This is a genomic window from Gordonia prachuapensis (assembly GCF_036350515.1).
Classification (GTDB): Bacteria; Actinomycetota; Actinomycetes; order Mycobacteriales; family Mycobacteriaceae; genus Gordonia; species Gordonia prachuapensis.
Genome location: NZ_JAZDUE010000022.1, coordinates 1 through 26,714, shown reverse-complemented (window position 1 = coordinate 26,714; position 26,714 = coordinate 1). Strand labels below are relative to the sequence as shown.

Sequence of the window (26,714 nt, the reverse complement as noted above, 5' to 3'; positions counted from 1 at the left end):
TCTCGATACGCCACTCACTACGTTCGCGGCTCCTCGACCATCGGTAAGGGGGCGGTCACTTCCGCCTGCGCCCGGCCCTCGCCCGGTCGATCGCGGCCCGCCACATCACCCGTGCGGTCGCTGACACATGGGCGGGCGTGACCGAGTCACGGGCCAGCAACGCGTTCGCCCGCGCCACCGTTCCGGTCGTCGACTTGGCTGTGCTGCCCGAGTCGAACGGAGGCTGCGGGTCGTATTCGATGGCCAGCTGAATCGCCTTGGCTCGCTCCTCGCCGGCCACCTTGGCGGCGATCCACAACGCCAGATCGATGCCGGCCGAAACACCTGCCGCGGTGACGATGTCACCGTCGTGGACGACCCGTTCGTCACCGACCGGCGTCGCGCCGAAAGCACGCAACGCTTGCAGCGCTTGCCAATGCGATGTCGCACGCCGGCCCTGCAACAGGCCGGCGGCACCGAGGATCACCGATCCCGCGCAGACAGACGTCGTCCACGAGGTGTGTTGATGCACCGATCGCAGCCAATCGAGGAGGACGTCGTCGTGAGCCTGGTTCATCACCGTGGTGCTGCCACCGGGCACGACCACGATCGCCGGCCGCGGCGTCTCGGCCAAGGTGTGGGTTGCGCCGAGCATCAGCACGCCGGAATCGGCGGCCACCGGCCCCACCTCGTGCCACACGAATCGGACGTCGGCGCCCGGCAGCATCCGCAGCACCTCGTAGGGGCCGATCAGGTCGAGCGCGGTCAGCCCCGGATAGGCGACGAGCGCAACCTGTGTCATGCAGCGGCCTCGCCGCGCACGTCACGTCGGCGGTACGGCTGCAGCCGCAGGATCTGGCGCAACATGAACCCCGCGACCGGACGCACCAGCGGCACTGCCCAGCGCCACGGCAGGAAGCCGAAGAAGCGTGGCGAACCGGCGATCTGCCAGGTCACCGTGACGGTGTTGGACCGCTTTCCGTCGACGATGGTGAAGCGCTCGACGAAGTCCTTGACCGCGAGCGGCACCGAGACCCCGGTGCCGACGAGCGTGACCCGCTCACGGTCGGTCACCTCGATCACCCGCTGACCGACCGACAGGAACGTCCCCGACATGGTGCGGCGTGCGTCGACCTGGATCTCCGAACGCTGTCGCTGATCCGGGCTCCCCCCGCGTAGCGCCCAGTCCGGTCCGCGCAGGAACGGGAGGCTCGTGAGGTAGGGAGAGTCCAGCCGATCCCACACCTCACGCCGCGACAGCGGGGTGGTCTCGATGACGGTGATCGCGAACGCGGCGCGACGCGCGATGTAGTCGTCGACGTCGCCGAGCGCGACCTCCCGGACCTTGAAGCGATTCGGATTGGTCGCCAACCCGAACAAGACCCCCAGTCCGATCAGCGCGAGGATCCCCAGCACGAGGATCACCCCCACCACGATCCAGAAGATCTCCATCCCACTCATACGTCCCCCGATGCTCGTACTTCATATATGAAACACGAATGTACGACGCCGCCTTCGCCCCGGGCAATGGGGACGCGCGACGGTCAGGCCGTGCCGATGAGTTTGTCGAGGCGACCTTCGGCGACGCCCACGAGCGAGCCGATGGCCTTGAACCGCTCGTTGGTGGTCTGACCGTGGTAGTAGCGGTAGTAGATCTGCTGTGCGATCACGGCGGACCGGAACTGGCCGAACGCCTCGTACCACTTCCACCTGTCCGGAGTCATCTCGAGACCCATTCGCTCGCAGTATCTTTCGACGAACTCGGCGCGAGTCAACATCCCGGGCAGGTTCGTCGGCACCCGGCGCATGAGCTGCAACTGCTCGTCGTCGTCGGCCTGCACCCAGTACGCCATCGAACCCGCCACGTCCATCAGCGGATCGCCGAGGGTCGCCATCTCCCAGTCGAGGATCCCGATCACGCGGGTCGGGTCGTCGCTGGACAAGACGACGTTGTCGAGCTTGTAGTCGTTGTGGATGACGCAGTTGGCGACGTCGTCGGGCTGATTGTCGGCGATCCACGACATGATCGCCTCGAAGTCGGGCACATCGTCGGTTCGGGCGTTGCGGAACCGAGCCGACCAGCCGTCCACCTGGCGGCGCACGTAGCCCAGGCCTTTGCCGAGATCGGCCAGGCCCGCCTTCTCAGGGTCGACGGAATGCAGCTCGACGAGAACGTCGATGAAGTTCAGGCACAGATCCCGTGCCTGCTCCGCCGACAACGTCACGTCCGGCGGGAACTCGGTGCCGGCGATGACGCCGTCGATCTTTCCCATGGCGTAGAAGTCGGAACCGATCACGGACGCGTCATCGCAGAACGCGATCATCGGCGCGATATACGGGAGCACAGCCGAGAGCTTGGCCTGGATACGGAACTCGCGGCCCATGTCGTGCGCACCGCGCGCCTTCGTGCCGGCAGGTGCGCGCCGCAGGATCAGCTCGCGGGTGGGATAGGACAGCAGATAGGTCAGGTTCGACGCGCCGCCGGAGAACTGCTTGACCGCCGGGACCGCGTCCAGTCCGGTGGCGTCCTCGGCATTCTCACGCAGCCATCGTGCGGCCGCCTCCACGTCGAACGCGTCCTCGGTCCGCACGTCCTGCGCACCCGCCACCTGCTGAGCCACGTCTGCCATCTCCTCCTCCGGCGACGATGCCGGTCCCGACGATCAGTGTTCGTGCCGACGTTACCCGGCGGACGACTGCGTGGCTGATGGTTGTCGGTTCAGGGTTCACGTGGCCTTCGTGACGCTCGCAAGCTCGCTCCTCAGGCACCGGGGGACGCTCGCACGCTCCAGCATTCCGCTCCCCGAGGAGCCTCGCGAGGTGAGGTTTCTGCTCCCTGAGGAGCCTCGCGAGGAACGAGCGACGCGTCACGAAGGGGCAGGCCTTCGTGACGCTCGCAAGCTCGCTCCTCAGGCACCGGGGGAACGCTCGCAAGCTCGCTCCTCAGGCACCAGGGGACGCTCGCAAGCTCGCTCCTCAGGCACCGGATCCGGCTGCGACTCGCTCGACCGGAGCCCACCGGCCGCACAACCACGCACACAGCGCGACCCACACGGCCCCGATCACCCACCCCGCGATCACGTCGGTGGCCCAGTGCACCCCGAGATACACACGCGTGCAACCGATCGCGATCGACCACAGCGGCGCGAGCACCAACACCACCGGGTGCGCCCGCACCCATGAACTCGTCCGATGAGCCGCCACCGCGATCAGACCGAAAACCACCATGCTCATCATCGCGTGGCCCGACGGGAACGAGTACGTCTCGATGTCGAGCAACCGGTCCGACACCGGCGGCCGGGGCCGGCCGAACAACTGTTTCAGCGACACCATCACCGCGTAACCGAGGATCGATCCGACGCCCACCATGACCGCCTCGGCCCGCCACCCGCGAACGGCCAGACTGATGACGACAAGCGTCGCGAGGACTGCCAGCACCAGGGTGTTGCCGGTCGCGGTGATGATCTGAGCCAGGTCCGTCGCAAACGGGCTCCGATGGTCGATGACCGCATCGGTGATCGAGCGGTCCATCGGGTTGGGGTCGAGAAGCACCTGGTCAGTCCGCTCGCGGAGCGGTACGCAGCCGGCCCAAGTCGGGCCCAAGCGATCCACAAGTCATGACATTCACCCTAATGATGCCCCGATCCGCTCCTCGGATTCCGCATGGCGCGGGCATCGGCTCCCACCGTCATGAAAAGGAACACCATGAAATCCACGCTGCTGTACCGACTCGGGCGGGCCTGCGCGGCCCACCCCGTCCGCACTCTCGTCGGCTTCGTGCTCGGCGTCGCGCTCCTGTTGGGCGCATCGTCTGCTCTCGGGGGACAGACCCAGGAGAACTGGGATGTCACCGGCACTGAATCCCACCGCGGTATCGAGCTGCTGCGCGAGCATGTGCCCGGCGCCGGAAATGCGTTCGCCACCGTGGTGGTGCACTCCGACGACGGCGAGTTGTCGCCGTCGACCACCGAAGGACTCCAGGAACGGCTCCAACGCATGCCACACGTCGCCGCCGTCGACCAGCCACGGTTCAGCGCCGATCGCGACACCGCGATCCTCACCGTCGGCTACGACGTCCCGGAGACGCATCGCGACATCATGGGTGACGCCACCGCCCTCGAAGACGCGATCGAACCGACCCGCGCCGCCGGGTTCACGGTGGAGATGAACGGCTCGCTCCCCGAGACCGCGGCAGCACCGATCAAGGGACACGCGGAGATCATCGGCATCACGTTGGCGCTGCTGATCATGGTCTTCGCGTTCGGTTCGGTGGTCGCCGCCGGTCTGCCGATCCTGAGCGCGATCGCCGGCCTGGTCGCGGGATCGGCGGGCGTCATGATCCTCGCGGCCTTCATGAACGTCAGCCCCACGGCACCGATGATGGCGACGATGGTCGGCCTCGGCGTAGGCATCGACTACGCGCTCCTGGTGGTGAGCAGGCACGTCGAGTTCCTGCGCCGCGGACACGATCCGATCGAGGCCGCCGCACGGTCGGTCGCGACTGCCGGCCGCTCGGCGGTCTTCGCCGCCACAACCGTCCTGGTGTCGCTGTTGGGTCTGCCGTTGGCCGGGCTGCCGACGTACTCCTCCTTCGGGTTCGCCACTGCGACCGCCGTTCTCGCGATGTTGGCCTCGACGCTGTTCCTGGTGCCCGTGCTGTGCCGGTTGGCCGGCCGGCGCATCGTGCCGCGAAAGGTCCGGACGTCATCGACAGTGGCACCCGCCGATGCCACCGGACCGACTCGCGCGCCGCTGTCCGCTCGGTGGGCCACCCGCGTCGGCACCCGACCGGTGGCGGCGATCGTCATCGCGGTCACCGTCATCCTCGCGCTCGCCGCGCCCGCGCTGTCGATGCGCACATGGCCACAGGACTCCGGCGCCCAGTCGACCGAACTCACCACCCGCAAGGCCCACGACCTGTTGGCCGCCGAGTACGGACCCGGCGCCAACGCCGGCGTGACGATCGTGGCGCCGACCGATCGCGTCGACGCCGCACAGCTCGACGCCGCGCTCGCAGCCGTCGAGAGCACCGACGGGGTCGAAGCCGTCACCGCGAGCACGTCGCCGGACGGCGCCATCGACATCATCGACGTGACGATCGCGCACGATCCGGCCGACGCGGCAACCGTGGACCTCCTCGACGAGATCCGCGCAGAGCTTCCCGCCGAGGCGATCCTCACCGGGCACACCGCCTATTTCGACGACATCTCCGAGTTGCTGGCGGACCGTCTGTGGGTGGTCATCGGGTTCGTCGTCGCCGCATCCGTGGTGTTGCTGACGGTGCTGTTCCGGTCGGTCGTCGTGCCGATCAAGGCCGCCCTGATGAACCTGCTGTCGGTCGCCGCCGCGTACGGCGTGATCACCGCGGTCTTCCAATGGGGATGGGGACTGTCGATCCTGGGCGTGGATCATCCTGTCGCGGTGTCGAGTTGGGTCCCGATCCTCATCTTCGCGGTGCTGTTCGGTCTGTCGATGGACTACGAGGTCTTCCTGCTCTCGCGCATTCGCGAAGAGTGGCTGGCCACCGGCGACGCTCGCGCCGCCGTGATCGCCGGACTGGCGAAGACCGGCCGGGTGATCACCACGGCCGCAGCGATCATGGTCGCCGTGTTCCTCAGCTTCGCGACCGAGACCGACATCGTGATCAAGATGCTCGGGCTCGGCATGGCGGTGGCGGTTCTGTTGGACGCCACCCTGATCCGGCTGGTGCTGGTTCCGGCGACCATGTCGTTGCTGGGCCGGTACAACTGGTGGCTGCCCGGATGGCTGGACCGCCTGCTCCCCACCATCGATGTCGAAGTCGACGAGGAGGATCCGACCGCCGACCCGACTCCCGAACCCGAGCTCGCCCGCGCCTGACGGTTCTGGCCGCACCTACGGTTTCTGGCCGCACTTCCCGGTCCTAGCCGGAACCCGGAAATGCGGCCAGAACTGTGATCGTCAGCTCGAGGCCAACGACCGCGCAATCACGAGACGCTGGATCTGATTGGTGCCCTCGAAGATCTGCGTGATCTTCGCCTCGCGCATCAGGCGTTCGACCTTGAAGTCCCGGGTGTAGCCATATCCACCGAACACCTGGACGGCGTCGGTGGTGACCTTCATGGCTGCATCGGTCGCAACGAGTTTCGCGGTCGCCGCGGCACGGGAGTACGGCCTTCCCGCGTCGCGACGTCGCGCCGCATCGAGGTAGGTGGCGCGTGCCGAGTCGATCGCGGCCGCCATGTCGGCGAGGACGAAGCCGAGGCCCTGGTGGTCGATGATCTTGCGTCCGAACGCCGTCCGCTCCTGGGCGTACTCGACCGCGGCGTCGAGGGCGGACTGGGCGAGCCCGGTCGCGACCGCAGCGATGCCGAGGCGGCCGGAATCCAACGCGGAGAACGCGATCGGCAGGCCGTCCCCCTCGGCGCCCAGACGCCGGTCCTCGGTCACCAGCGCGTCGTCGTAGGTGGCCGAGGTGGTCGGCACGGCATGCAGCCCCATCTTCTCCTCGGGCTTACCGAATGCGAGGCCCTCGGTGTCCCGGGCGACGAGGAAGCAGCTGACACCCTTCGACCCCTCACCGGTGCGGGCAAAGAGGTTGTAGGCGTCGGCGATGCCGCCGTGGGTGATCCACGCCTTGGCGCCGTTGACCCGATACCCACCCTCGACCGCCGCCGCCTTGCAGGCCAGCGCTGCCGCGTCGGAACCGGCCTGTGGCTCGGACAGGCTGTAGGCACCGATGAGTCGGCCGTTGAGGAGGTCCGGCAACCACCGCTGCTTCTGCTCGTCGGTGCCGAAGTTGAACAAGGGGTGGCACGCGAGACCGTGCACGCTCACCGCGACGGCGACCGCCGCCCAACGCGCTCCGAGTTCCTCGAGCACCTGCAGGTACACCTCGTACGGCTGGCCACCACCGTCCCATTCGACCGGATACGGCAACCCAAGGAGACCCGCCTCACCCATCTCCGCGAAGAGCCCGTCGGGGTACGTCTCCGACTTCTCGTGATCGTCGACAATGGGGGCGAGTCGCTTGTCGGCGAAGTCCCTGGTCAGGGCGATGAGATCGTGCGCTTCATCGCTGGGCAGCAGGCGATCGACCGGCATGACGCAAACCTCCGAGGGATTTGAAATAGTACTGGGGTACACCCGATAGTACTATTGCGTGCATGGTCGACAACACCGCATTCGGCACGCGACGCCGCGAGGACCTGTTCGACGGACTTCTCGGGTTGTTGCTGGCGGAGGGATTCGCCCAGTTCGGTGTCGCGGAGTTGGCATCGCGGTTGCGCTGTTCCAAATCGACGCTCTACACGCTGGCGGGCAGCAAGGAGCAACTGGTCGTCAAGACGGTGACCCACTTCTTCCGTACCGCAACCGAGCAAGTCGAGGCCGCGGTCGCCGACGCCGACAGCGCCCGGGATCGGGTGGTCACGTATCTCGTCAGCGTCGGTGATGCCCTCGCACCCGCGTCGACGGCGTTCATGTCCGATCTTCACGCCTTCGAGCCGACACGAGAGCTCTACGAGCGCAACACGGCGGCGGCCGCGCGGCGGGTGCAGGAGTTCATCACCGCCGGGGTCGCGTCCGGCGAGTTCCGGGATGTCGACGCGGCGTTTGCCGCCGACCTCGCGGCATCGATGATGAGCCGCATCCAGCGCCGTGAGGTCGAGGCGGCCACCGGGCTCGACGACGCGTCCGCCTATCGGCAGTTGGCGTCGATCCTCACAGCCGGTATCGATGCTCCGACGACGGCGGAAGCTACCTCGGGCGTGTCATCCGCGGGAGGTGGGTGACACCGTTCTCGTCCACCCACCAGTGGACCCGAACGTCACGTTCACTGCTCTTGCGGCGCAATCGAACCCAGAGCTCATCGTGGAGTCGGACGTCTCCCCGACCGAGGTCGTGCCCCCACTGCGCGACGAACAGTGTCGCCTCGGCACAACCGTGGACGGCGGCGACGCCGTCACCGGGCACCTCCGCCCGGACCTCGTCGCTCGCGATCGGCAGATCGAGGATCTCGGCGAGGAGCACCGCGTCGTCGACGTCGGGCCGCGAACCGGCCAGCACCACCTCCGTCGGCGAGAGCACCTGGATCAGCCAGGGCCGGTCGAGCACGACGCCGACCTCGACAGCGTCACCGGTGGTGGACCTGACGCGTTGTGGCACAGCAAGATCTTCGGGGTCGAGGACTCCGCGCCGCGCCGCGGCGACCACGGCCGCGTGTACGTCCGCCGCAACACCTCCGACGATGTCGCGGTCGGGGTCGCCGAGGTGCGCGAGCACGGTGTCGGCGTCGGCGGCCGACTCGATCTCGAGACCACCCAGGGCGGCGGCGAGCTGATCGGCGTGCTCGTGGCGGATGGCGTCGCGGACACCGGCGACCGAGTCGTCGGAGGGTGCCCGGTACCAGCCGAGGCGTTGCCCGTCGACGACGGCGTGATGTCGCAACCACCAGGCCGTGTACCCGGCGCGGTCGGCGAGCAGCGGCGCGGTGTGCTCGTCGGTGGCCAGCAATGTCAGCGCATCGTTCCACCGGGTCTCGTCGACGAGATCCAGATCAAGCACCGCGGCAAGCGTTTCCGGCGGCTCGTCGAGCGAGTCCCACCACTGCTGTTCGTCGGGGAGGTCGTGGTCGGCCGCGACCGGGAGATCGTCGACGACCGTCATGAACCCCCAGCCGACACCGACGCGACGCAGCACGTCGACGCCGACCCGTGCGACGAGGTCGGGAGCCACCCGCCCGAACGGGGCGTCGTCGACGAGCACCGAGACCAGCGGACTGTCCGGAAGCAGGAGTTCGTCGGCCGGTACGAGGTCCCCCTCGGAGTCGGCGATCGGCATCCCGGCGAGCCATTCCGGTACTGGCGCAGCCGGATCGGCGGTGAGAAGCTCGAACACCTCGTCGGCGGTCTCGATCAGATGATCGTCGTCGGCCTCGTCGACCAGTTGCCGCAGAGCGGGGTCGGCGAGCGCGTCGGTCACGGAGATGGCGGTGGCGCCGAGGCGTTCGATCAACGGATGCCGCGCGTCCGGATCCACGGTGGGTATCCAGCTCGGCGACGTGGTGAAGCCGTCGGCGAGGAAGAGGCCGCGCGCACCGATGTTGGTGCGCCCGTCGGAGCGGGGTACGGGGAGGGTGCCGAGTTCCTCGGCGTCGGCGGCGGTCGTGACCAGCGGGGAGAGCGCCGAATACAGATCCCGCCACCACGACGGGGGACGTTCGACACCGATGAGACGCTCGGCGAGGTCGGCGAGACCGATCTCGCCGACCCCCACCGACCTGAGTCGAGTCAGATGTCGGCGTTCGGACACGGACGGGTGGGCGAGGTCGCCCATGATCGGCGACAACACGTCGGCGAGTTCGGCGGTGAGATCGCCGAAGACGACGGCCCGGCTGGGCGTCAGTTCGGTACCGTCGGCGGCGGGAAGCCATGGGCCATCGGTCAGTTCGGCGAGCACGGCGTCGGTGAGGACGGCGTCGTCCCGGTTCCGGATGCGTCCGGCCGCCGGCACCAGACGCAGCCGGGACGAGTCCTGGACCGCGCGGATCAGATCGGTGTATCCGTCTGCGGCCGAGGCGATGTCGGCGGAAGGGTGCAGGTGTCGGCGGTCCGGCGTGAGCGGCAGATCGGTGATGCACGACGCGGGTAGCGACAGTTCGATGTCGGTCGGCGTCGGTGCGCACAGGACGGACACCGCCGGCGGGTCGAGCACCGCACCGGTCTCGTCGATCTCGATCAGCCATCGGGTGCGGGCACCGGCCTGAATCCAGGTTCGGGACACCGTGTGTGCGGGTGATGACGTGGTAATCGTGAGACGTTGCGGGGCCCTTCGTGACGCTCGGCTACCGCCTCGCTCCTCAGGGACCGGGGGGTGAGGGACCGTTTCGCGCTCGATCGTGACGACGGTATCGACGACCGAGATCTCGTTCAGCCCATCGAGTTCCAGCAGGAGGTCGACGGCCTGCGACTGAGCCGCAGACATCAGAGCGTCGGCGGTGGTCCCCGCGCGCGGCCAGATGACCACCTCGGTGTCGAACGCCCCGGCGGGCATGGTGTCGGTCGGCCAGGCGAGGCGCAGCAATGGTGCGCGGGCAGCGGTGGCACCGATGTCGTCGGCGGCGATCGCGTCGGCGGTGTGCGACCGGTCGAAGACGATCGAACCAGACGTCGAGCGGACCTCGACTCGGTCGGCGACGGCAGCGGTCGCGGTGAAGCCCACGCCGTAGCGGCCCACACTGCGCGGCCCCGCGGCATCGGACTTCGCGGAGACCCGCAGCGACAGCAGGGACCGGACCCCGTCGGAGGTCAGTGGCGCACCGGTGTTCGCGATGTGGACGGTCCCCTGATCGGTGGACCAGATCGCCACGAGTCCCGTGACGCCGGCGGCGGCCGCGGCATCGGCGGCATTGGCGACGAGTTCGGTGAACAGCCTGTCGCGGTAGCCGACGGTGACGAGGTCGTCCTCGGTGGTGGCGTCCTCGAGGTAGCGGTTGCCGGAAGAACGCCAGGACGAGAGGGTCGCGGCGCGCAGTTCGCCGACGCCGAACGGGTCGGTGCCGTCGACCATGGTGTCCGTCAGGGGGTCGCGTCCCCGCCGGCGTTCGCGGTGGCCGGAACGATCTCCAGCGCGCCGTCGTCGAACGCGTCGTAGGCGGGCGATCCCTCACCTCGCGGTGCGGCGACATCGGAGTGCGCACCGCATCCGTAGTCGGCGGCCACCACGTGCCCGTCGGCGGAGTACTCGTTGGCGCACACCCCGAACGCCGGACGCAGAGCACCTGCCAAAGGCAAATAGAAACCGCATGTCACGCAGTTGAACGCGGCTGCCGCGGCCATGTCGCTGTGCGGACCGTACTCACCGTCGTGCCAGCGCTGCGCCGCCTCGTCACGCCCTTCCGGGCTGAGCAGACGGCGGCGGCCGAGTCCCACCTCACCGGCGATCTGGCCGATGTCGTCGGGATCGGTGCGGTCGTCGTCGAACCGGAACTCGTCGCCGGTGTCGATCTGATTCGGAACCAGCCGATGGTCGCCGGGCTCGGCGGCGAGGACATCGCCCGGCGACAGGTCGCCGGCTGCCACCCGCTCGTTCCACGGGACCCAGTCGGGTGCGAGCAGAGATCCCTCACCGGGGAGCAGAACGATCTCGCTGACGGTGGTCTCGTCGGCCCCGGGTGCACCGGCGACGACGACACACCATTGCCACCCGCGGTAGCCGGGCAGGTCGGCCTCGAAATAGTGGGCGACCGCCCACTCCCCCTCCGGGGTGCTCTCCAGGTGCCGCCCCGGAGACTGGCCGTCCTCGACGAGCGCTGTGCGCGCCACGTCCACGGCGGCTAGCAGCCGGTCACCGTCGAATGCAAGAGTCACCCCTCCAGTGTGCAACACGGACACCATGCGGTGGCACCGACCCGCCTCGCGGGTGGCGACCATCCGCGACCGAGTCGGTGGGATGAGGAACAATTGTCCGTGTGAACCGACCCAGTCCCCATTCGCCCCGCCGGGACGACGGTGACCCGACACGACCGGATCGCCTGGGGCCTAGTCGTGACGGCGCAGCGGAAAGCGGCCGCGGGCGGCGCAGCCCCCGGCAGCATCCGGGCACCGCGAATTATCCCGCCGACGAGGGACGTTCGGGCCGGCCGACCGGCCGCGGCTCGTCCCGCGGTCACGCCGACCATGCGTACCTGCCACCCCGAACCCACAATCCGCATCTGCCGCCGCTCGACGGCGACCCGGACGATCCGGCGAACGCCCCCACCGGCCGGATGGGCGGGACCCGGGCGATGCCGTCGACCGAGACGACCGACCCGCGGATGCCGAAGAAGATCACCGTGGCGCGGGTGGCCGCGATGCGCAGCCGGGAACTGACCGGCCGCGGCGTCGGCAAGATCTACCGGGCGGCCACCGCGGACGGCGCGGACCGATCGGGGATGACCGCCCTGACGCTGCCGGTGATCGCCAACTTCGCCGTCGACGCCGCGATGGCGGTCGCGTTGGCCAACACGTTGTTCTTCGCGGCCGCCACCGGTGAGTCGAAGACCAACGTCGGCCTCTATCTGGCCCTGACGATCGCACCGTTCGCCCTGATCGCGCCGTTGATCGGACCGCTGCTCGACCGGCTCCAACACGGTCGTCGGATCGCGATGGCCACGACCTTCGGGCTGCGGACCGTGCTGGCGCTGCTGATCATGGCGAACTCGTCGTGGAATCCGGTCACCGAGCAACTCGAGTACGACCCGTGGGTGCTCTATCCGAGTGCGCTCGGACTCTTGGTGTTGTCGAAGTCGTTCGGCGTGCTCAAATCCGCTGTGACGCCACGCGTGGTGCCACCCTCGATCGACCTCCCCCGGGTGAACTCCCGGCTGACGACGTTCGGGCTGATCGGCGGCACCCTCGTCGGCGGCGCCGTCGCCGCCGTCTTCGAACTGCTTCTGGCGCAGGTCCTGCCATTCCACATCCCCGGGGCGATGGCGTGGCTCGCCGTGATCGCCGCGGTCGGCGCATGGTTCTGCATGCGCATCCCGGCGTGGGTGGAGGTCACCGAGGGTGAGATCCCGACCACACTCACCTATCACGGTGAACCGGCGATGTCGCGCGCGCCCGAGCACGACGCCGGTGGGGCGCGCAAGGGTGCCCGCGAGACCGCGAACGAACTCGCGGCGAAGATGCGCCAGCCGTTGGGACGCAAGGTCGTCGCGGGCCTGTGGGGCAACGCGACGATCCGCATCCTGACCGGCTTCCTGACCCTCTACATCGCCTTCTACGCGAAAGCGCAGCAGGATGTGAGCTCCGACTGGACGCAGTTGCTGTTGCTGGGCGCGGTCGGCGCCGCGGCCGCGGTCGGCAACATGCTGGGCAACGGCCTCGGCACCCGCCTGGAGCTGAAGAACCCGCCCACGATCGTGTTGTGGTGCACCGCAGGCTGCTTCGTCGTCGCAGTGTTGGCCGCGATCTTCGGCAGCATCGTGGTCGCCACCGTGGCCGCCTTCGTCGCCTCGGGGACCAGCGCCATCGGCAAGGTCTGCCTCGACTCGTCGATCCAGGACGACCTGCCGGACGAGTCGAGGGCGTCGGCGTTCGGCCGGTCGGAGACCGTCCTGCAATTGGGGTGGGTGTTCGGCGCCACCCTGGGCGTGGTGTTGCCCACCACCCTGTGGATCGGCTTCACGGTGGTCGCGGCGCTGCTGGGTGTGGGCCTGGTCCAGACCGTGCTGACCAACCGCGGGTCGTCGCTGGTCCCGGGCATCGGCGGGCGGCGACCCGACTACGCCGAACCGACCGTGGCCTTCTCGGCGGTCGGCGACACCGACCGGACGTGGCGGCGTGGACCGTCCGCGTCACCGTCGAACGCGGCGACCCGGGCCCACGACGCGCCGACCACCCGGCCCGCATCGGAGATGGACGCCGGGCGCAGCACCCCACCGACCAGACCCCACCGCACGGGTCACCACTGACCCAGCCCATCTACAGCACGAGGACCCCAAGACCTGTGAGCTCAGCATCGTGAATCTCAACAGCGGAGAGAAGAAGGCGCTCGCCATCATCGCGGCCGTGGCCGTCGCGTTCGTTGCCGTCGTCGGCGGGAGCGTCGCGTTCCTGACGAAGGACTCGTGGTCGGGCGACTCCGACAGTGAGCACTCGTATCTGCACCTGGCCGTCGGCGATCGCCTGGTCCGCGTCGATCCGACGCGGATGTGCGATGTGTTCCTGGAGAACTGCGAACCGGAAGACCCGGCCGACGCCCGGATCGCCCGGGTGCCGGTGCCGATCGGCGAATCCGTGGTGCTCTCCGTGTCCCAGGACATCGCCGAATGGCCGTGGAATCTCGTCGTCCAGTACCTGACGCCGAACGGCCCGGATGGCACGGTCGTGCCGATGCGGTCGAACTCGACCTACACCACCGTGCTGCACTCGACTGCGGAACGGACCCTCATCGCGATCGAGGTCCAGCTTCCGTCCGTGGTCTCCGCCGGCGACGACACCGTCAGCATGCGCGGATTTCTCGCCGCCGACACGTCACCGGAGGGTCTGCAACTACCCGGAGCCGGCGGGGAACTCAGCGCTCCAGCTCGCGGGTGACCGCCCTGACCACCTCGGAGATCCGCTGTGACGTCTTGCGATCGGGATAGCGGCCCTTACGCAGTTCCGGCTGCACCGCACCCTCGAGGAGGGTGATCAGGTCAGCGACCATCCCGTGCAGTTCGTCGGGCGTGTGCCGTTTGGTCTCCTTGCGCGCCGCCTCCCGGGCGTTCTTTGCCACGCTCGGGGCGGGTTCCAGCACGGTGACGGTCAGCGCCTGCGGCCCGCGACGACCCGCCGCCATGCCGAACTCGACGCGCTGACCGGGTTTGAGCGCTTCCACACCCTCCGGCAGCGCGGACGAACGGACGTAGACGTCCTCCCCGCTCTCCTGCGACAGGAAGCCGAAACCCTTCTCCGCGTCGTACCACTTCACCTTGCCGGTCGGCACTGTGCTCACCCTCATCTGCGTTTTCGGACGTGTCATGACAAAAGCGCCCCTCACCTGACCCAGCAGCCGGCCCGGACTCGGGCCCGACCCTCGTTCAGATGAGCAGAGGCGCCAATGGGAATTCAGTCTAGCCAACGCCACAGGAAGCGGTCACGTGGAATACCTCACGCCGGCGACCAGCACCGGCGATGTGACGGCAACACACCACGCGGCCTCCGCGGCGCCCCGCCGTGATCTACCGTGGAAGTATGAACAGCCACCCGTCCCCTCGCCTGCTGCAGGCTGCCGGGGTCGTCTTCGCGATCGGAGTGGCGGCCATCGTCGCGCTGTTCGTGACGCCGCTGGTCACCGACGGCGGCACAGCACCCACGGCCGTCTATCTGCTGACCATGTGCGCGCCACTGGGATTCGTGCTGGGCATCGTTTTTGCACTGCGGTCCGGACGGAGGTCACGGTGAGCGTCGACGCCATCATGCCGGTGGCCGACGATCTCGCCCCGGCCACCGACTCCGCGACGTTGCGGCGCGCGTACGGATGTTTCCCGTCCGGGGTGGTCGCGGTCGCCTGCCAGGTCCCCGACGACACCGGCGCCCCGACGGCGGCCGGGATGGCCGCGAGCGCGTTCACGACGGTCTCTCTCGACCCTCCGTTGGTGTCGTTGTGCGTGCAGAACACCTCGACCACGTGGCCGAGATTGAAGGAGGCGCCCGCGATCGGGCTGAGCGTGTTCGCCAGCGATCAGTCGGACCTGTGCCGCCAACTCGCCGGGCCGGCGGCGTCCCGGTTCGACGGCATCACGCCGGTGCGCACCGACGACGGCGCGGTCTTCATCCCCGGAGCGGCGGCAAGTCTGTCCTGCTCGCTGTTCAACGAGATCCCCGCCGGCGACCACACCCTGGTCTTGCTGCGGATCGAGGCGCTGCGCAGCGATCCCGGCGTGGAACCGTTGGTGTTCCATGCCAGCACCTTCCGATCCCTGGAAGCACTGAGGGACGGCCGATGACCGTCGTCGCGCTCGGGCTCCCGACCACCCCGTCGTCCGCCGGGGTGCCGGCCACGGACGCGCCGGACACCGGCCCGCTGCGGGACAAGTTCGGCCGGGTGGTGACCGATCTCCGGGTCTCCGTCACCGATCGGTGCAATCTCCGGTGCACCTACTGCATGCCGGCCGAGGGGCTGCAGTGGCTGCCGACCGACGAGGTGCTCACCACCGACGAGCTCACCCGGGTGATGACGGTCGCGATCCGCGACCTCGGAATCCGGTCGGTCCGGTTCACCGGTGGCGAACCCTTGTTGCGGCGTGACCTCGAGGACCTGATCGGCGCGATCTCCGGACGGCCCGAACGCCCGGAGATCGCGATGACGACGAACGGCCTCGGCCTCGCACGACGCATCGACGGTCTGGTGGCGGCCGGTCTGCACCGGGTCAACATCTCCCTGGACACCGTGGACCCCGCCCGGTTCGCCGAGATCACCCGACGCGACCGGCTCAACGACGTGCTCGCCGGCTTGTCGGCGGCGCGCTCCGCCGGCCTGCGGACGGTGAAGGTGAACGCGGTCCTCGCCGGTCACGAAGATCTGGCCCGGCTCCCCGACCTCACCCGCTTCTGCCTCGAGCACGGCTATCAGCTCCGCATCATCGAGCAGATGCCGCTCGATGCCGACCATCGCTGGGACCGGGCGTCGATGGTGACCGCCGACGAGATCCTGGCCGTCCTGCGGTCGCACTTCCCGTTGCGCGCCGATCCGCGGCCCCGGGGCAGCGCACCTGCGGCCACGTGGCTGGTCGACGGCTACCAGGTCGACGAGGCGCCGGCTCGTATCGGGGTGATCGCCTCGGTGACACGACCGTTCTGCGGGGACTGCGACCGTACTCGCCTCACCGCCGACGGCGCGTTGCGTAACTGCCTGTTCGCGCAGGGTGAGACCGACCTGCGTGCAGTTCTCCGGAGCGGCCTGCCGGCGGAGGAACTCGACGCCGCGATCGCGCAGCGCTGGCGGGGCAACACCTGGATCAAGGCCGCCGGCCACGGCGTCAACGATCCCGACTTCCACCAACCGACACGGCCGATGTCGGCCATCGGGGGCTGACGACGATGCAGTTGACCGTCCGGTACTTCGCTGCCGCCCGCGCCGCCGCCGGCACCGAATCCGCCGTCCTCGAGGTCGACACCGATTCGACGCTCGGCGAGCTGGAGGCGTTGCTCGCCAAGGACAATCCCGATCTCGAGCGCGTCCTCGAACGCTGCTCATATCTCCGCGACTCCGTCGCGATGTGTGACCGCGGAGCGCGGCTCGGCGACTGCGCGACCGTCGATGTTCTGCCCCCATTTGCCGGTGGCTGACGACACTCCCACGTTGTGAGCTTTGTCACATCACGGATTGATCACGAGTAGGACACGACTCGACCATCATGCCGTGAGCAGGCAGGACGCGAATTTTCCCTCTCAGCCCATGTTCAGGGTCCGAAAACCGGCTTGCCAACAACGTGATTCGCGCTGCGAAAGGTCGTACTGTGACTGAACGACGCCCTCGGGGGGTCACGAGCAAGTAACCACAAGGCAAAAAACGTCGCATCGGCCGCGCCGAACCTCGCTCCACCGATGGGACGCACGAGAACGACATCTAGGAGCGAGGACGGGGGACCCACCTCCCACACGGGAAACGGACGTCACACGACGCCCTTGGGGTCAAGTCCCGGAGTGACACACGTCAGGCCGGGACCGGGCACCTCTCGCCCGAACCCGACAGCTGACTTCGTAGGCGCGTGGAGAGAGGAAACACAGCATGTCCGGACGTCATCGCAAACCGACGACTGCCACCACCACCAAGACCTTCGCGAAGGTCGCCCTGACCGGGGCCGTCCTGGGCGGCGGCGCTGCTCTGCTGGGAACCGGTACCGCCAACGCAGCCACCGACGCAGAGTGGAACGCTGTCGCGCAGTGCGAGTCCGGCGGCAACTGGGCCATCAACACCGGCAACGGCTACCACGGCGGCCTGCAGTTCGCGCCGAGCACCTGGAGCGGGTACGGCGGCGGCGAGTTCGCCCCCACCGCCGATCAGGCCACCAAGGAAGAGCAGATCGTCGTTGCCGAGCGTGTGCTCGCCGGCCAGGGCAAGGGCGCATGGCCGACCTGCGGCACCGGGCTCTCGGGCGCGACCCAGCGCAGCGCACCGGCCGAGCCGAAGCCCGCCGCTCCGGTCCTGCCGCAGCTCCCCGAGCTGCCCGCGCCGTTCGACTGGGCCGCACTCCCCGATGCCGGGAGCACCTCTGAGGTGACCGGCCAGATCGACGACGCCCTCGACCAGGCGATCGACAACAACAAGATCAACCCGGAGATCCAGAACCTCTGGAAGGCCGCCAAGGACAGCGGCTACGAGCTCACCCCGGAGCAGATCGACCTGTTCAACCAGCACAAGGATCAGCTGCCGACCCCGTGATGTCAGGCAACTGAGCGCAGCCCGCTCGGGCCCACAGTCGAAGGGCCCCGCACGATGGCCATGAGCCCGTGCGGGGCCCTTGTCCATTTCTTGGAGCGTCACCCGCCCCCTGAGGCCCCTCCGAGCCCGCGACGAAGCGTTACCCACCGCCCCCTGAGGAGCCTCCGAGCCTGCGAGGAGGCGTCACCCACCGCCCCCTGAGGAGCCTCCGAGCCTGCGAGGAGGCGTCACCCACCGCCCCCTGAGGAGCTTCCGAGCCTGCGAGGAGGCGTCTCGAAGGGGCCTTCGTGACGCCCGCTCGTACCTCACGGGCTCCTCAGGCACCGGTGGGTCTAAGCACCGGGAGGGCTCAGTCGTCGCCGAGTCGTCGGCGTTCGTTGAACGGCAGCACCACCCACATCCCGATGAACACCAGGACCGCGATCACCGCGGCCGCGATGGCCGCCCACCCGCCGAACACGATGTCGAAGATCACCGCGACGATGCCGGTGAGTGCCAGGCCGAGGAAGGTGATCCCGATCAGCGTCAATGTGTGCGCGCGATCGACGAGTCGGTCGACGGCGTGCCGGCGAAACAGCAGCCGGTGCATGGCGACCGGCGAGATGAGGGTGATCGTCGACAGGACGGCGAACACAAGGCTGAGCACGAAGATGCGCTGCTGGCGGACGGTCAGCTCCTCGAATCCCTCCTGAAAGGGGATCGTCAGCATCAGACCGGTCAGGATCTGGCCACCGGTCTGCACGACGCGTAGCTCCTGCAGGAGACTCGCCCAGTTGCGATCGAGGCGTTCGGTACGCGTCTCGTTGCGTTCCGGGTCTCGCTCGGGAGCGACCGGGTCGTCACCCGCGGCGGTCACGCCGAGCCCACCCATTCGTCGGAGCCGTCGCCGAAATACTGGTGCTTCCAGACGGGCAGCTGTGCCTTCACCTCGTCCACCAGCAGCGAACACGTCGCGAACGCAGCTTGCCGATGATCGGCCGCGACGGCGACGACGAACGCGACGTCGCCGATGGCGAGATCGCCCACGCGATGGGAGACGGCCACGGCACGAACTCCGCGAGCGTCGGCCGCGATGGCTGCGACGACCTCCCGGAGCACGTCGGGCGCCGTCGGATGCGACGAGTAGACGAGGCGCGTGACGTGCCGGCCGCCGTCGTGGTCACGGACCGCGCCCACGAAACCGACGACGGCGCCGGCGGCCCCACCGGCCGCTTTGGTGACGAGTGCCTCGTGTTCGGCGAGATCGATCGCCGAGTCCGACAGGTCGGCACGGACGACGTCTGCCGGTGCCGTTTCGCTCACGTGTGATCGCCCCCTCGGATCTGATCGAGTGCATGATCGAGTACCCCGTCGAGCACCGACAAACCATCGCGCACACCACCGGTGGAGCCGGGCAGGTTGACGATCAGGCTGGAACCGGCCACCCCGGCGAGGCCGCGGGACAGCACCGCGGTCGGCACCTTCGGGAGGCCGGCCGACCGGATCGCGTCGGCGAGCCCGGGGATCTCGCGGTCCAGGATGCCGCGGGTCTCTTCGGGGGTGTGATCGGTGGGCGTCAAGCCCGTGCCCCCGGTGGTGACGATCAGGTGCGCGCCGGCCCGCACGCCGGCCTGCAGCGCGGCACCGACAGGTGGGCCGTCGGAGACGACGATCAGTTCCTCGACGACGAAGCTGCGCGCGGTGAGCCACTCGCTGATGATCGGTCCGGTGCGGTCCGGATACTCCCCGCGGCTGGCGCGGGTGGAGGCGACGACGATCCGCGCCACGCGTGACTCTCCGTGGGTCGTCCGGTGGGAGTCGGGGTCAGCCACGATGCCACGGCCCGGACTTGCCGCCGGTCTTCTCCAGCAGGCGGATATCGGTCATCGATGCCCGCCGGTCGACGGCCTTCACCATGTCGTGCAGGGTCAGCCCCGTGACCGCTACGGCCGTGAGGGCCTCCATCTCCACACCGGTCTGGCCGCTCGTGGCGACGGCGGCGGTGACGTCGATGTGATCGTCGGCGATCGCGAAGTCGATCTCCACCGACGACAAGGCCAGCTGGTGGCAGAGCGGGATCAGTTCATCGGTGCGCTTGGCTGCCATGATGCCGGCGATCCGAGCGGTCGCCAGGACATCGCCCTTGGGCAGCTTGGATTCGCTGAGCAACTCGATGACCTCGGCAGTGGTCCGGAACGTACCGCCGGCGACCGCCCGCCTGGTGGTTGTCGCCTTACCGCCCACGTCGACCATGCGGGCGGCGCCGGTCGAGTCGATGTGACTCAGACCGGCGGAGTCCGGGATGTCGCCGTGGTCGGACACCCGATGATCAGCGATTGATGGTGGTCTTCGGCTGGAGGTAGGGCAGCTCATCGAGCGGGATGGGGAACTCCGCATCGCCGAACGGCGACAGAGCGCCGGAGATATCCGTGGCGAACTCGGAGACGGCGTGCGCGGCGGCATTGCCCTCCCCGTCCTTCGGCCAGCCGTTGTCGACGTACTGCTGCTTCTTCTTCTCAGCCACGGGGTCATTGTGCCATGCGGCCTTTGCGGTCGTCCCGCGGAAACCGTCGCGTCGCTATCGCTCAGTAGAATCGGCCGAATGAGTGCGGATGACCAGGGATCCAGCCTGGCCGACGATCTGGCGCTGCGCAGCGACGACGAGTTGATCGCGTTGCTCACCGCGCGCCCCGATCTCGCATCACCCCCGCCCGCCGGCACGGCCGTGCTCGCGTCCCGCGCGCTGGCGGCCGCGTCGTCGGCGCTGGCCGGGGAGGATCTGGATCTCCTCTCCGTTGCCGTCCTCGAACAGACGATCTCCCTCGGCATCGGCGCATCGGGCCGCATCCCGGCACCGACCTCGGTGAAAGCCGTTGTCGCCGAGCTGTCCGGACGCGTGGACGCCGACGAGGTCGTCGCGCGCATCCACCTCCTCCGTTCCCGGGCGTTGCTGTGGGGGCCCGACGACGCGTTGGTCACCGGTGCACATGCGTCCGCGGCCCTGCCCTGGCGGGCGCACCACCTGACCGGTCCCCTGGCTCGGCAGACCCCGGATGAGCTGCGACGACAGACCGACGACCTCGGCGAGCGGGAGCGGTCCCTGCTGGAGACGTTGTCGCGCGGACCAGCTCTCGGGCGCAGTCGCGACGCCGCCCGCGACGCCGATCCCGCCGCACCGGTCGCCCGGCTCATCGCGGCCGGGCTCCTGGCCCGGATCGACGACCAGACGGTGGAGCTGCCGCCGATGGTCGGGCAGATCCTGCGGGGCGAACCCCCGTTGCGCACCGACGACCTGCGGCCGCCCGAACTCCACGATGCCGCCGCCAAGAGGCGGTTCTCGCACAGCGCGATCGACGCCGCGGCGGGCGGCGAGGCAATCGAGTTGCTGCGCCACACCACCGCGGTCATCCGGGCGCTCGGCGTCACCCCGGCGTCGGTGTTGCGTAGCGGCGCGCTCGGCGTGCGGGAGCTCCGCCGGATCGCCAAGGTGACCGGGCTGGAGCAACAGCGCGTCTCGTTCATCGTCGAACTTCTCGCCTACCTGCGGTTCATCGACGCCGGTTTTCCCGATCCGCCACCCGCCGCGGACACCGGGGAACTCGCCTTCGCCCCGACGACGGCGGCCGACGGCTGGCTACACCACGCCCCGGACCGGCAGTGGTGGTCGTTGGCGGGCGCATGGCTGGAGATGCCGCGTCGGGCCTGGCAGGTGGGCGAACCGGACCGTGACGGCAACGCGCTCGCCGCGTTGTCCGGGGAGCTGCACGACTCCTACGCCCCGATCCAGCGGCGCGCGATCCTGGAGACACTGGCCGGGGCGACCCGTTCGGTCCCGGTGGACACCGACGCCCTGGTCGCCGCACTGCACTGGCACCATCCCCGTCAGATCCGTCGGTTCTCCCGTCGCATCGTCGACGAGACCCTGCGCGAGGCGCGCGAACTGGGGATCGTCGCGCACGCGGCGCTGACCGGTGTGGGGCGAGCGGTGATCGACGACTCCGAGGAGCACACCGAAACGCGAATCCTCACCGCGATGCGCGCCGCCCTCCCGGAACCGGTCGACCACTTCCTGGCCCAGGCCGACCTGACGCTGACGGTTCCCGGACCGATGACCCCGGAGCTGGCGGAGCAGGTGGAACTGGTCGCCGACCTGGAGTCCGGCGGCGCCGCCTCCGTGTATCGAGTGTCCGAGAGCTCTGTGCGACGGGCACTGGATGCAGGTCGCAGCAGCAGCGAGCTGCTGACCATGTTCACCACCCACTCCAGTACGCCGGTGCCGCAGTCGTTGACGTACCTGATCGAGGACGTGGCACGGAAACACGGGCAGTTGCGTGTGGGCGTGGCGTCGGCGTTCATCCGTTGCGAGGACCCGACGACTCTGGCGGCCGTGCTGCGTAGCGACGCCGCCGATCACCTGGCGCTGCGTGCCCTGGCCCCGACCGTGGCGGTGTCACCGGCCGACGTGCGCGACGTCATCGATCGGCTCCGGGCGGCAGGGTTTGCACCCGCCGGCGAGGACTCGTCGGGAACCCTCGTCGACCTGCGGGAACGGGGCAGCCGGGTCAATGTGACGCGCCAACGCAGGCAACCGCAGCCACGACGACCAGTGCCCTCGTCTGATCAACTGCGCACCGTCATCTCGCGGATGCGCTCCCAGGATCGCGCCGCGACCGCGCGGCCGGCGTCGAAGGAGACCTCGGCGGCGCCGGTGCGCGCATCCGGGGGCGGCGAGTCGGCGACTGCACTCATCCAGTTGGCTCTGCGCGTCAATCGTCGGCTGCGGGTCGACTACGTCGACGCGCATGGCTCGGCGACGCGTCACGTGGTGATGCCACGCACGCTGGGGGCCGGCCAGCTGGTGGCGGTCGACTCGGGCAGCGAGGAGGAACAGCGGTTCTCATTGCATCGGATCACCAGCGTCGAGTTGCTGGACGGCTGATCGGTCCCGGGGCCGCGGAGCGTTCGACGAGCGCGACCTGACAGGAGTTGCGCTCGTCTGGACAATGGATCGGGTGACCGATGGACCTTTGATCGTGCAATCCGACAAGACGCTGCTACTCGAGGTGGATCACCCCGACTCGGCGGCGGCACGTTCGGCGATCGCGCCGTTCGCCGAGCTCGAACGCGCCCCCGAGCATGTGCACACCTACCGGGTGACGCCCCTGGCACTGTGGAATGCGCGCGCGGCCGGTCATGACGCCGAGCAGGTGGTCGACGCTTTGGTGACGTACTCGCGTTACGCCGTTCCGCAGCCCCTGCTCATGGATGTCGTCGAGACGATGAGCCGGTTCGGTCGGCTGCAGTTGGTCAAGCATCCGGCGCACGGTCTGACGCTCGTCAGCCTCGACCGCGCCGTCCTCGAAGAGGTGATGCGACACAAGAAGGTCGCACCCATGCTCGGTACGCGGATCGACGACGACACGGTCATCGTGCACCCGTCCGAGCGCGGGCGGCTCAAGCAGGTGCTGCTGAAGGTCGGTTGGCCTGCCGAGGATCTCGCCGGGTACGTCGACGGCGAGGCGCACGCGATCGAGCTCGACCAGAACGATTGGCATCTGCGCGACTACCAGCAGCTCGCCGCGGATTCGTTCTGGGCCGGTGGGTCGGGCGTCGTCGTGCTCCCCTGCGGTGCGGGGAAGACGATGGTCGGTGCCGCGGCCATGGCCAAGGCCGGGGCCACCACGCTGATCCTGGTGACCAACACCGTCGCGGGTCGTCAGTGGAAGCGTGAGCTGATCGCGCGGACGACGCTGACCGAGGACGAGATCGGCGAGTACTCCGGCGAACGCAAGGAGATCCGTCCGATCACGATCGCCACGTACCAGGTGATGACACGGAAGTCGAAGGGCGAGTACAAGAATCTCGATCTCTTCGATTCCCGCGACTGGGGTCTGATCATCTACGACGAGGTGCATTTGCTGCCGGCTCCGGTGTTCCGGATGACCGCTGACCTCCAGTCTCGCCGTCGTCTGGGGCTGACCGCGACGCTCGTGCGCGAGGACGGCCGTGAAGGTGACGTGTTCAGCCTCATCGGACCCAAACGGTATGACGCTCCGTGGAAGGACATCGAGGCGCAGGGCTGGATCGCGCCCGCCGACTGCGTCGAGGTCCGCGTCACCCTCACCGACGAGGAACGGCTGCAGTATGCGGTTGCCGAGTCGGACGAGAAATACAAACTGTGCTCGACGGCGCACACCAAGGTGAACGTTGTGAAGTCGATCCTCGCTCGCCACAAGGGTTCTCAGACCCTGGTGATCGGTGCATACATCGATCAGCTGGAGGAACTCGGGCGCGAGCTCGACGCCCCGGTGATCCAGGGTTCGACGAAGAACAAGGAGCGCGAGGCCCTGTTCGATCGGTTCCGGTCCGGCGAACTGCAGACCCTGGTGGTGTCGAAGGTGGCCAACTTCTCCATCGACCTCCCGGAGGCGTCTGTCGCGGTCCAGGTATCCGGCACGTTCGGCTCCCGCCAGGAGGAGGCCCAGCGGTTGGGTCGGCTGCTGCGGCCGAAACGTGATGGCGGGCAGGCGCACTTCTACTCGGTGGTGTCGCGTGACACGCTCGACGCGGACTACGCCGCCCACCGTCAGCGCTTCCTGGCAGAGCAGGGGTATGCCTACCGCATCACCGACGCGGACGACCTCCTCGGTCCCACGATCGGCGAGGAATCCGCCAGCTGAGCGGATAGCCCTGCCCGCGAGTCGCGTGTCCAAGGCGTGGGGCGAGTAGCCCGAGCCGCACCCCACCCGCTGGTCGAGTAGTCCGAGCCGCAACTTTCAACCGCTGGTCGAGTAGTCCGAGCCGCAACTCTCCCCGCTGGTCGAGTAGTCCGAGCCGCTAGGCGAGGACGTAATCGAGACCTCCGGAACCCCCCAATCCCACTGCACCACAGATCTTGTCATACCCACCCGATACGCCGTCGTCAGTTCAATTCCGCCGCGCCTTCAATCCGTTGGCCGAGTAGTCCGAGCCGCATCTTTCACCCGCTGGTCGAGTAGTCCGAGCCGCTAGGCGAGGACGTAATCGAGACCTCCGGAACCATCAAACCTACTGCACCACAATTCTTGTCACACCCAACCGATATCCTGAACACAATCGAAAAGCGCAGACTCAACGTTATCCACAGGCCGCCGCCGACCCACCAAAACTTGTCAGACCCACCCTATACTCTGACATCAGTCCCATTCCCGCACAGCACCTCCCACTCACGAAAGGCCTGGCGTGTTCACCTACACCGATCCCGCAGCCGACGACAACCTGTTGTCGTCGGTCGGTGCTGAGGGGTTGGGGGCGTTCGCGCGGGATGCGTTGCGGTTGAGTCGGCAAGCCGAAGCACGCGCCTTGCTGATGGCCTACCACATCGGCGAAAGCGCCTACAACGAGCGACTGTTCGGAGCCGATGGCCGCCACCGCATGATCTTCGGCCAGACCGCCCGCAACACCGCGGTCGGCGAGATCTCCCTGGCGTTGCGGATCAACAAAACCAAAGCCGGCGAATGGTACTCCCTGGGCGCCTCCCTGCAGGAGTACCCGAAGATCCGGATGGCCTATCTGGCCGGCGAATTCAGCACCCACCGCATGTCGGTGATGGTCCACGCCGCCGACATCGCCCCCAAAGGCGACCTGCGCGACCAACTCCCAGACGGCGACACCGACACCGACGCCGACGATGAGACTGACGAGCCGACCGACCCGACCCTCGACGACCTCCTCGACGACGAGGCCGACGACACCGATCCGGATGCCGAGGTACAACCGGAACCACAACCCGACGCTGATGAGCCGGTCAGTTTCGAAGACCTCGCCCTCGAACTGGGCAATCGGGCCTCCACCGACACCGCACTGCGCGATGATCTGGCCGACGCGGTGATCAGCCTCGACCCAGACGGTGCGGCCGAGTCGCGGGATGCGATCGCCGAAGCGTTCGAGAACATCACCTTCAGCAACGAAGCCGGCGGCCACATGAACCTGGATGCGTGCATGCCTGCCGAACACGGGGTGCATCTACGCGACCGCATCACCAAGCTCGTCGCCGCACGCGTCTGCAAGAACGACCCGCGCACCCTCGGCCGACAGCGCATCCTCGCGTTCGGCGAGATCGTGGGCATCCCCGGCTCCACCCTGACCTGCGAATGCGGCGACGACACCTGCACCGCAGGACAAGCCCGCACCAAGCGCGGCAAGCGGACGGCGCCCCGCGCCGACGCGGACACGGACGCGAACAGTTCGTCGCCGAAAGACGGCGACCAGGGTGACCACCGCCCCTCTGCCACAGCCACCGACACCACCGCCAACGACGACACCGAGACGACCACACCGTCAGCGGCCGAGCACAGCGCGGACGGCACCAGCGACGACGATGACCACGGTCGGTCGACGAACAGCGCGTCCATCGCCGCACCCACCGACGCCGCGCCGGCCACGACCACCGAGGGCGGCGACACCACCGACACCGTGGACGGCTCCGACAACCACAAAGTCGCCGATACCGCCGACAACGACATCGACACCCTCGACAGCACCGCGGATGGCGCCACAGCCGAGGCTGTGGTTCCCCCGGAATCGTGGAGGACTCCTCTATGCGGCTTTGGGTTCGGTGCGCGCGGCGTTCTCGTAGTCGACCGGGCCCACCATCCCGATCGCGCTGTGGCGGCGTTGGTGATTGTAGAAGCCGTAGCACCAGTCCAACACCACTGCCTGTGCCTGCATGATAGTGTTGAAATCGTTGCGTGACAATACTTCCCACTCTAGCGATGAGAAGAACGCCTCTGCGGCGGCGTTGTCGAAACATGATCCGACACGCCCCATCGATTGCCGGATACCCATCCGCCGGCACAGCCTGGTGAATCTCTTCGCGGTATACG

The 26,714-nt window shown here is 68.4% G+C and carries 25 protein-coding genes and 1 riboswitch; of the genes, 11 read left to right on the top strand and 14 right to left on the bottom strand.

What is annotated here, in order from left to right; translation table 11 throughout:
• Positions 1–55: 55 nt before the first annotated feature.
• The 4 genes from V1Y59_RS21195 to V1Y59_RS21180 all read right to left on the bottom strand — a co-directional run bounded on the left by V1Y59_RS21195 (position 56) and on the right by V1Y59_RS21180 (position 3,531).
• Positions 56–781 carry a DJ-1/PfpI family protein gene (locus tag V1Y59_RS21195; RefSeq protein ID WP_330507020.1) on the bottom strand — a complete coding sequence of 242 codons (726 nt, stop codon included), beginning with the start codon at positions 779–781 and terminating at the stop codon, positions 56–58.
• Positions 778–1,440 carry a hypothetical protein gene (locus V1Y59_RS21190; protein WP_330507019.1) on the bottom strand — a complete coding sequence of 221 codons (663 nt, stop codon included), beginning with the start codon at positions 1,438–1,440 and terminating at the stop codon, positions 778–780. The genes V1Y59_RS21195 and V1Y59_RS21190 overlap by 4 nt, the downstream gene beginning before the upstream one ends.
• An 83-nt stretch (positions 1,441–1,523) precedes the next feature.
• A complete protein-coding gene (locus V1Y59_RS21185) occupies positions 1,524–2,600 on the bottom strand; it encodes a phosphotransferase family protein (RefSeq protein ID WP_330507072.1) in 1,077 nt (358 codons plus the stop codon).
• 355 nt (positions 2,601–2,955) lie between these two features.
• Positions 2,956–3,531 (bottom strand): phosphatase PAP2 family protein, encoded by a 576-nt coding sequence (locus V1Y59_RS21180; RefSeq protein WP_330507018.1) that lies wholly within the window; start codon positions 3,529–3,531, stop codon positions 2,956–2,958.
• Between the two features lie 153 nt (positions 3,532–3,684).
• Between V1Y59_RS21180 and V1Y59_RS21175 the strand changes: the two genes are divergently transcribed.
• Complete coding sequence (locus V1Y59_RS21175; protein WP_330507017.1) at positions 3,685–5,838, top strand: MMPL family transporter; 2,154 nt, start codon at positions 3,685–3,687, stop codon at positions 5,836–5,838.
• 81 nt (positions 5,839–5,919) lie between these two features.
• Here the strand turns inward: V1Y59_RS21175 and V1Y59_RS21170 are convergent, their stop codons facing one another.
• Positions 5,920–7,062, bottom strand: coding sequence for an acyl-CoA dehydrogenase family protein (locus V1Y59_RS21170; protein ID WP_330507016.1), 1,143 nt, complete (start codon positions 7,060–7,062; stop codon positions 5,920–5,922).
• 62 nt (positions 7,063–7,124) lie between these two features.
• Here V1Y59_RS21170 and V1Y59_RS21165 point away from each other — a divergent pair, with 62 nt between their 5' ends.
• Positions 7,125–7,751, top strand: coding sequence for a TetR/AcrR family transcriptional regulator (locus tag V1Y59_RS21165; protein ID WP_330507015.1), 627 nt, complete (start codon positions 7,125–7,127; stop codon positions 7,749–7,751).
• Here the strand turns inward: V1Y59_RS21165 and V1Y59_RS21160 are convergent.
• Together V1Y59_RS21160 and V1Y59_RS21155 are read right to left on the bottom strand one after the other, a co-directional pair.
• Positions 7,717–10,527 carry a sacsin N-terminal ATP-binding-like domain-containing protein gene (locus V1Y59_RS21160; RefSeq protein WP_330507014.1) on the bottom strand — a complete coding sequence of 937 codons (2,811 nt, stop codon included), beginning with the start codon at positions 10,525–10,527 and terminating at the stop codon, positions 7,717–7,719. The two genes, V1Y59_RS21165 and V1Y59_RS21160, sit on opposite strands and share 35 nt — an antisense overlap.
• Before the next feature lie 8 nt (positions 10,528–10,535).
• On the bottom strand, positions 10,536–11,354 hold the full coding sequence (locus tag V1Y59_RS21155) for a DUF3027 domain-containing protein (RefSeq protein WP_431309253.1): 819 nt from the start codon (positions 11,352–11,354) through the stop codon (positions 10,536–10,538).
• 137 nt (positions 11,355–11,491) lie between these two features.
• Between V1Y59_RS21155 and V1Y59_RS21150 the strand changes: the two genes are divergently transcribed.
• Both V1Y59_RS21150 and V1Y59_RS21145 read left to right on the top strand, forming a co-directional pair.
• A complete protein-coding gene (locus V1Y59_RS21150; RefSeq protein WP_330507071.1) occupies positions 11,492–13,414 on the top strand; it encodes an MFS transporter in 1,923 nt (640 codons plus the stop codon).
• 49 nt (positions 13,415–13,463) lie between these two features.
• Positions 13,464–14,039, top strand: coding sequence for a DUF2771 family protein (locus V1Y59_RS21145; protein WP_330507012.1), 576 nt, complete (start codon positions 13,464–13,466; stop codon positions 14,037–14,039).
• Here V1Y59_RS21145 and V1Y59_RS21140 read toward each other — a convergent pair.
• Positions 14,017–14,430 (bottom strand): cold-shock protein, encoded by a 414-nt coding sequence (locus V1Y59_RS21140; protein WP_330431689.1) that lies wholly within the window; start codon positions 14,428–14,430, stop codon positions 14,017–14,019. The genes V1Y59_RS21145 and V1Y59_RS21140 overlap by 23 nt on opposite strands.
• A 248-nt stretch (positions 14,431–14,678) precedes the next feature.
• Between V1Y59_RS21140 and V1Y59_RS21135 the strand changes: the two genes are divergently transcribed.
• From V1Y59_RS21135 to V1Y59_RS21115, 5 genes are all read left to right on the top strand, one after another.
• Positions 14,679–14,888: a hypothetical protein gene (locus V1Y59_RS21135; protein WP_330507011.1), complete on the top strand. Its 210-nt coding sequence runs from the start codon at positions 14,679–14,681 to the stop codon at positions 14,886–14,888.
• A gap of 14 nt (positions 14,889–14,902) precedes the next feature.
• On the top strand, positions 14,903–15,433 hold the full coding sequence (locus tag V1Y59_RS21130; RefSeq protein ID WP_330507070.1) for a flavin reductase family protein: 531 nt from the start codon (positions 14,903–14,905) through the stop codon (positions 15,431–15,433).
• The gene (gene moaA, locus V1Y59_RS21125) at positions 15,430–16,521 is read left to right on the top strand and encodes a GTP 3',8-cyclase MoaA (RefSeq protein ID WP_330507010.1); all 1,092 of its coding nucleotides are present in this window, start codon (positions 15,430–15,432) and stop codon (positions 16,519–16,521) included. The genes V1Y59_RS21130 and moaA overlap by 4 nt, the downstream gene beginning before the upstream one ends.
• Positions 16,522–16,526: 5 nt before the next feature.
• Entirely contained in the window at positions 16,527–16,775 is a 249-nt protein-coding gene (locus V1Y59_RS21120) for a MoaD/ThiS family protein (RefSeq protein WP_330430950.1), read from the top strand.
• Positions 16,776–17,039: 264 nt separating this feature from the next.
• A riboswitch (cyclic di-AMP (ydaO/yuaA leader) is annotated at positions 17,040–17,212 on the top strand.
• Between the two features lie 5 nt (positions 17,213–17,217).
• Positions 17,218–17,871, top strand: a complete 654-nt coding sequence (locus V1Y59_RS21115) for a transglycosylase family protein (protein ID WP_330507009.1) — start codon at positions 17,218–17,220, stop codon at positions 17,869–17,871.
• A gap of 349 nt (positions 17,872–18,220) precedes the next feature.
• On the opposite strand, the gene V1Y59_RS21110 is transcribed toward V1Y59_RS21115, so the two are convergent.
• The 5 genes from V1Y59_RS21110 to V1Y59_RS21090 form a co-directional block, all read right to left on the bottom strand.
• Positions 18,221–18,727: a DUF6328 family protein gene (locus tag V1Y59_RS21110; protein WP_330507008.1), complete on the bottom strand. Its 507-nt coding sequence runs from the start codon at positions 18,725–18,727 to the stop codon at positions 18,221–18,223.
• Positions 18,724–19,173 (bottom strand): molybdenum cofactor biosynthesis protein MoaE, encoded by a 450-nt coding sequence (locus V1Y59_RS21105; protein WP_330507007.1) that lies wholly within the window; start codon positions 19,171–19,173, stop codon positions 18,724–18,726. The genes V1Y59_RS21110 and V1Y59_RS21105 overlap by 4 nt, the downstream gene beginning before the upstream one ends.
• On the bottom strand, positions 19,170–19,637 hold the full coding sequence (locus V1Y59_RS21100) for a MogA/MoaB family molybdenum cofactor biosynthesis protein (RefSeq protein WP_330507006.1): 468 nt from the start codon (positions 19,635–19,637) through the stop codon (positions 19,170–19,172). The genes V1Y59_RS21105 and V1Y59_RS21100 overlap by 4 nt, the downstream gene beginning before the upstream one ends.
• A 37-nt stretch (positions 19,638–19,674) precedes the next feature.
• Entirely contained in the window at positions 19,675–20,103 is a 429-nt protein-coding gene (gene moaC, locus V1Y59_RS21095; protein ID WP_431309258.1) for a cyclic pyranopterin monophosphate synthase MoaC, read from the bottom strand.
• A gap of 76 nt (positions 20,104–20,179) precedes the next feature.
• Entirely contained in the window at positions 20,180–20,374 is a 195-nt protein-coding gene (locus V1Y59_RS21090) for a hypothetical protein (RefSeq protein WP_330507004.1), read from the bottom strand.
• A 78-nt stretch (positions 20,375–20,452) separates the two neighbouring features.
• On the opposite strand from V1Y59_RS21090, the gene V1Y59_RS21085 reads away from it, so the two are divergent.
• Together V1Y59_RS21085 and V1Y59_RS21080 are read left to right on the top strand one after the other, a co-directional pair.
• Entirely contained in the window at positions 20,453–22,789 is a 2,337-nt protein-coding gene (locus tag V1Y59_RS21085) for a helicase-associated domain-containing protein (protein WP_330507003.1), read from the top strand.
• Between the two features lie 73 nt (positions 22,790–22,862).
• On the top strand, positions 22,863–24,530 hold the full coding sequence (locus V1Y59_RS21080) for a DNA repair helicase XPB (RefSeq protein WP_330507002.1): 1,668 nt from the start codon (positions 22,863–22,865) through the stop codon (positions 24,528–24,530).
• A 1,897-nt stretch (positions 24,531–26,427) separates the two neighbouring features.
• Here V1Y59_RS21080 and V1Y59_RS21075 read toward each other — a convergent pair.
• On the bottom strand, positions 26,428–26,714 hold a 287-nt coding region (locus V1Y59_RS21075), incomplete at its 5' end, for an integrase core domain-containing protein (RefSeq protein ID WP_330507001.1).

Bases quoted from the DNA above. Each gene is read 5' to 3' on its own strand.
- V1Y59_RS21195 (WP_330507020.1), bottom strand. From the start codon at position 781: ATGACACAGGTTGCGCTCGTCGCCTATCCGGGGCTGACCGCGCTCGAC.
- V1Y59_RS21190 (WP_330507019.1), bottom strand. From the start codon at position 1,440: ATGAGTGGGATGGAGATCTTCTGGATCGTGGTGGGGGTGATCCTCGTG.
- V1Y59_RS21175 (WP_330507017.1), top strand. From the start codon at position 3,685: ATGAAATCCACGCTGCTGTACCGACTCGGGCGGGCCTGCGCGGCCCAC.
- V1Y59_RS21170 (WP_330507016.1), bottom strand. From the start codon at position 7,062: ATGCCGGTCGATCGCCTGCTGCCCAGCGATGAAGCGCACGATCTCATC.
- V1Y59_RS21165 (WP_330507015.1), top strand. From the start codon at position 7,125: ATGGTCGACAACACCGCATTCGGCACGCGACGCCGCGAGGACCTGTTC.
- V1Y59_RS21160 (WP_330507014.1), bottom strand. From the start codon at position 10,527: ATGGTCGACGGCACCGACCCGTTCGGCGTCGGCGAACTGCGCGCCGCG.
- V1Y59_RS21155 (WP_431309253.1), bottom strand. From the start codon at position 11,354: ATGGTGTCCGTGTTGCACACTGGAGGGGTGACTCTTGCATTCGACGGT.
- V1Y59_RS21135 (WP_330507011.1), top strand. From the start codon at position 14,679: ATGAACAGCCACCCGTCCCCTCGCCTGCTGCAGGCTGCCGGGGTCGTC.
- V1Y59_RS21130 (WP_330507070.1), top strand. From the start codon at position 14,903: ATGCCGGTGGCCGACGATCTCGCCCCGGCCACCGACTCCGCGACGTTG.
- moaA (WP_330507010.1), top strand. From the start codon at position 15,430: ATGACCGTCGTCGCGCTCGGGCTCCCGACCACCCCGTCGTCCGCCGGG.
- V1Y59_RS21120 (WP_330430950.1), top strand. From the start codon at position 16,527: ATGCAGTTGACCGTCCGGTACTTCGCTGCCGCCCGCGCCGCCGCCGGC.
- V1Y59_RS21115 (WP_330507009.1), top strand. From the start codon at position 17,218: ATGTCCGGACGTCATCGCAAACCGACGACTGCCACCACCACCAAGACC.
- moaC (WP_431309258.1), bottom strand. From the start codon at position 20,103: ATGGTCGACGTGGGCGGTAAGGCGACAACCACCAGGCGGGCGGTCGCC.
- V1Y59_RS21085 (WP_330507003.1), top strand. From the start codon at position 20,453: ATGAGTGCGGATGACCAGGGATCCAGCCTGGCCGACGATCTGGCGCTG.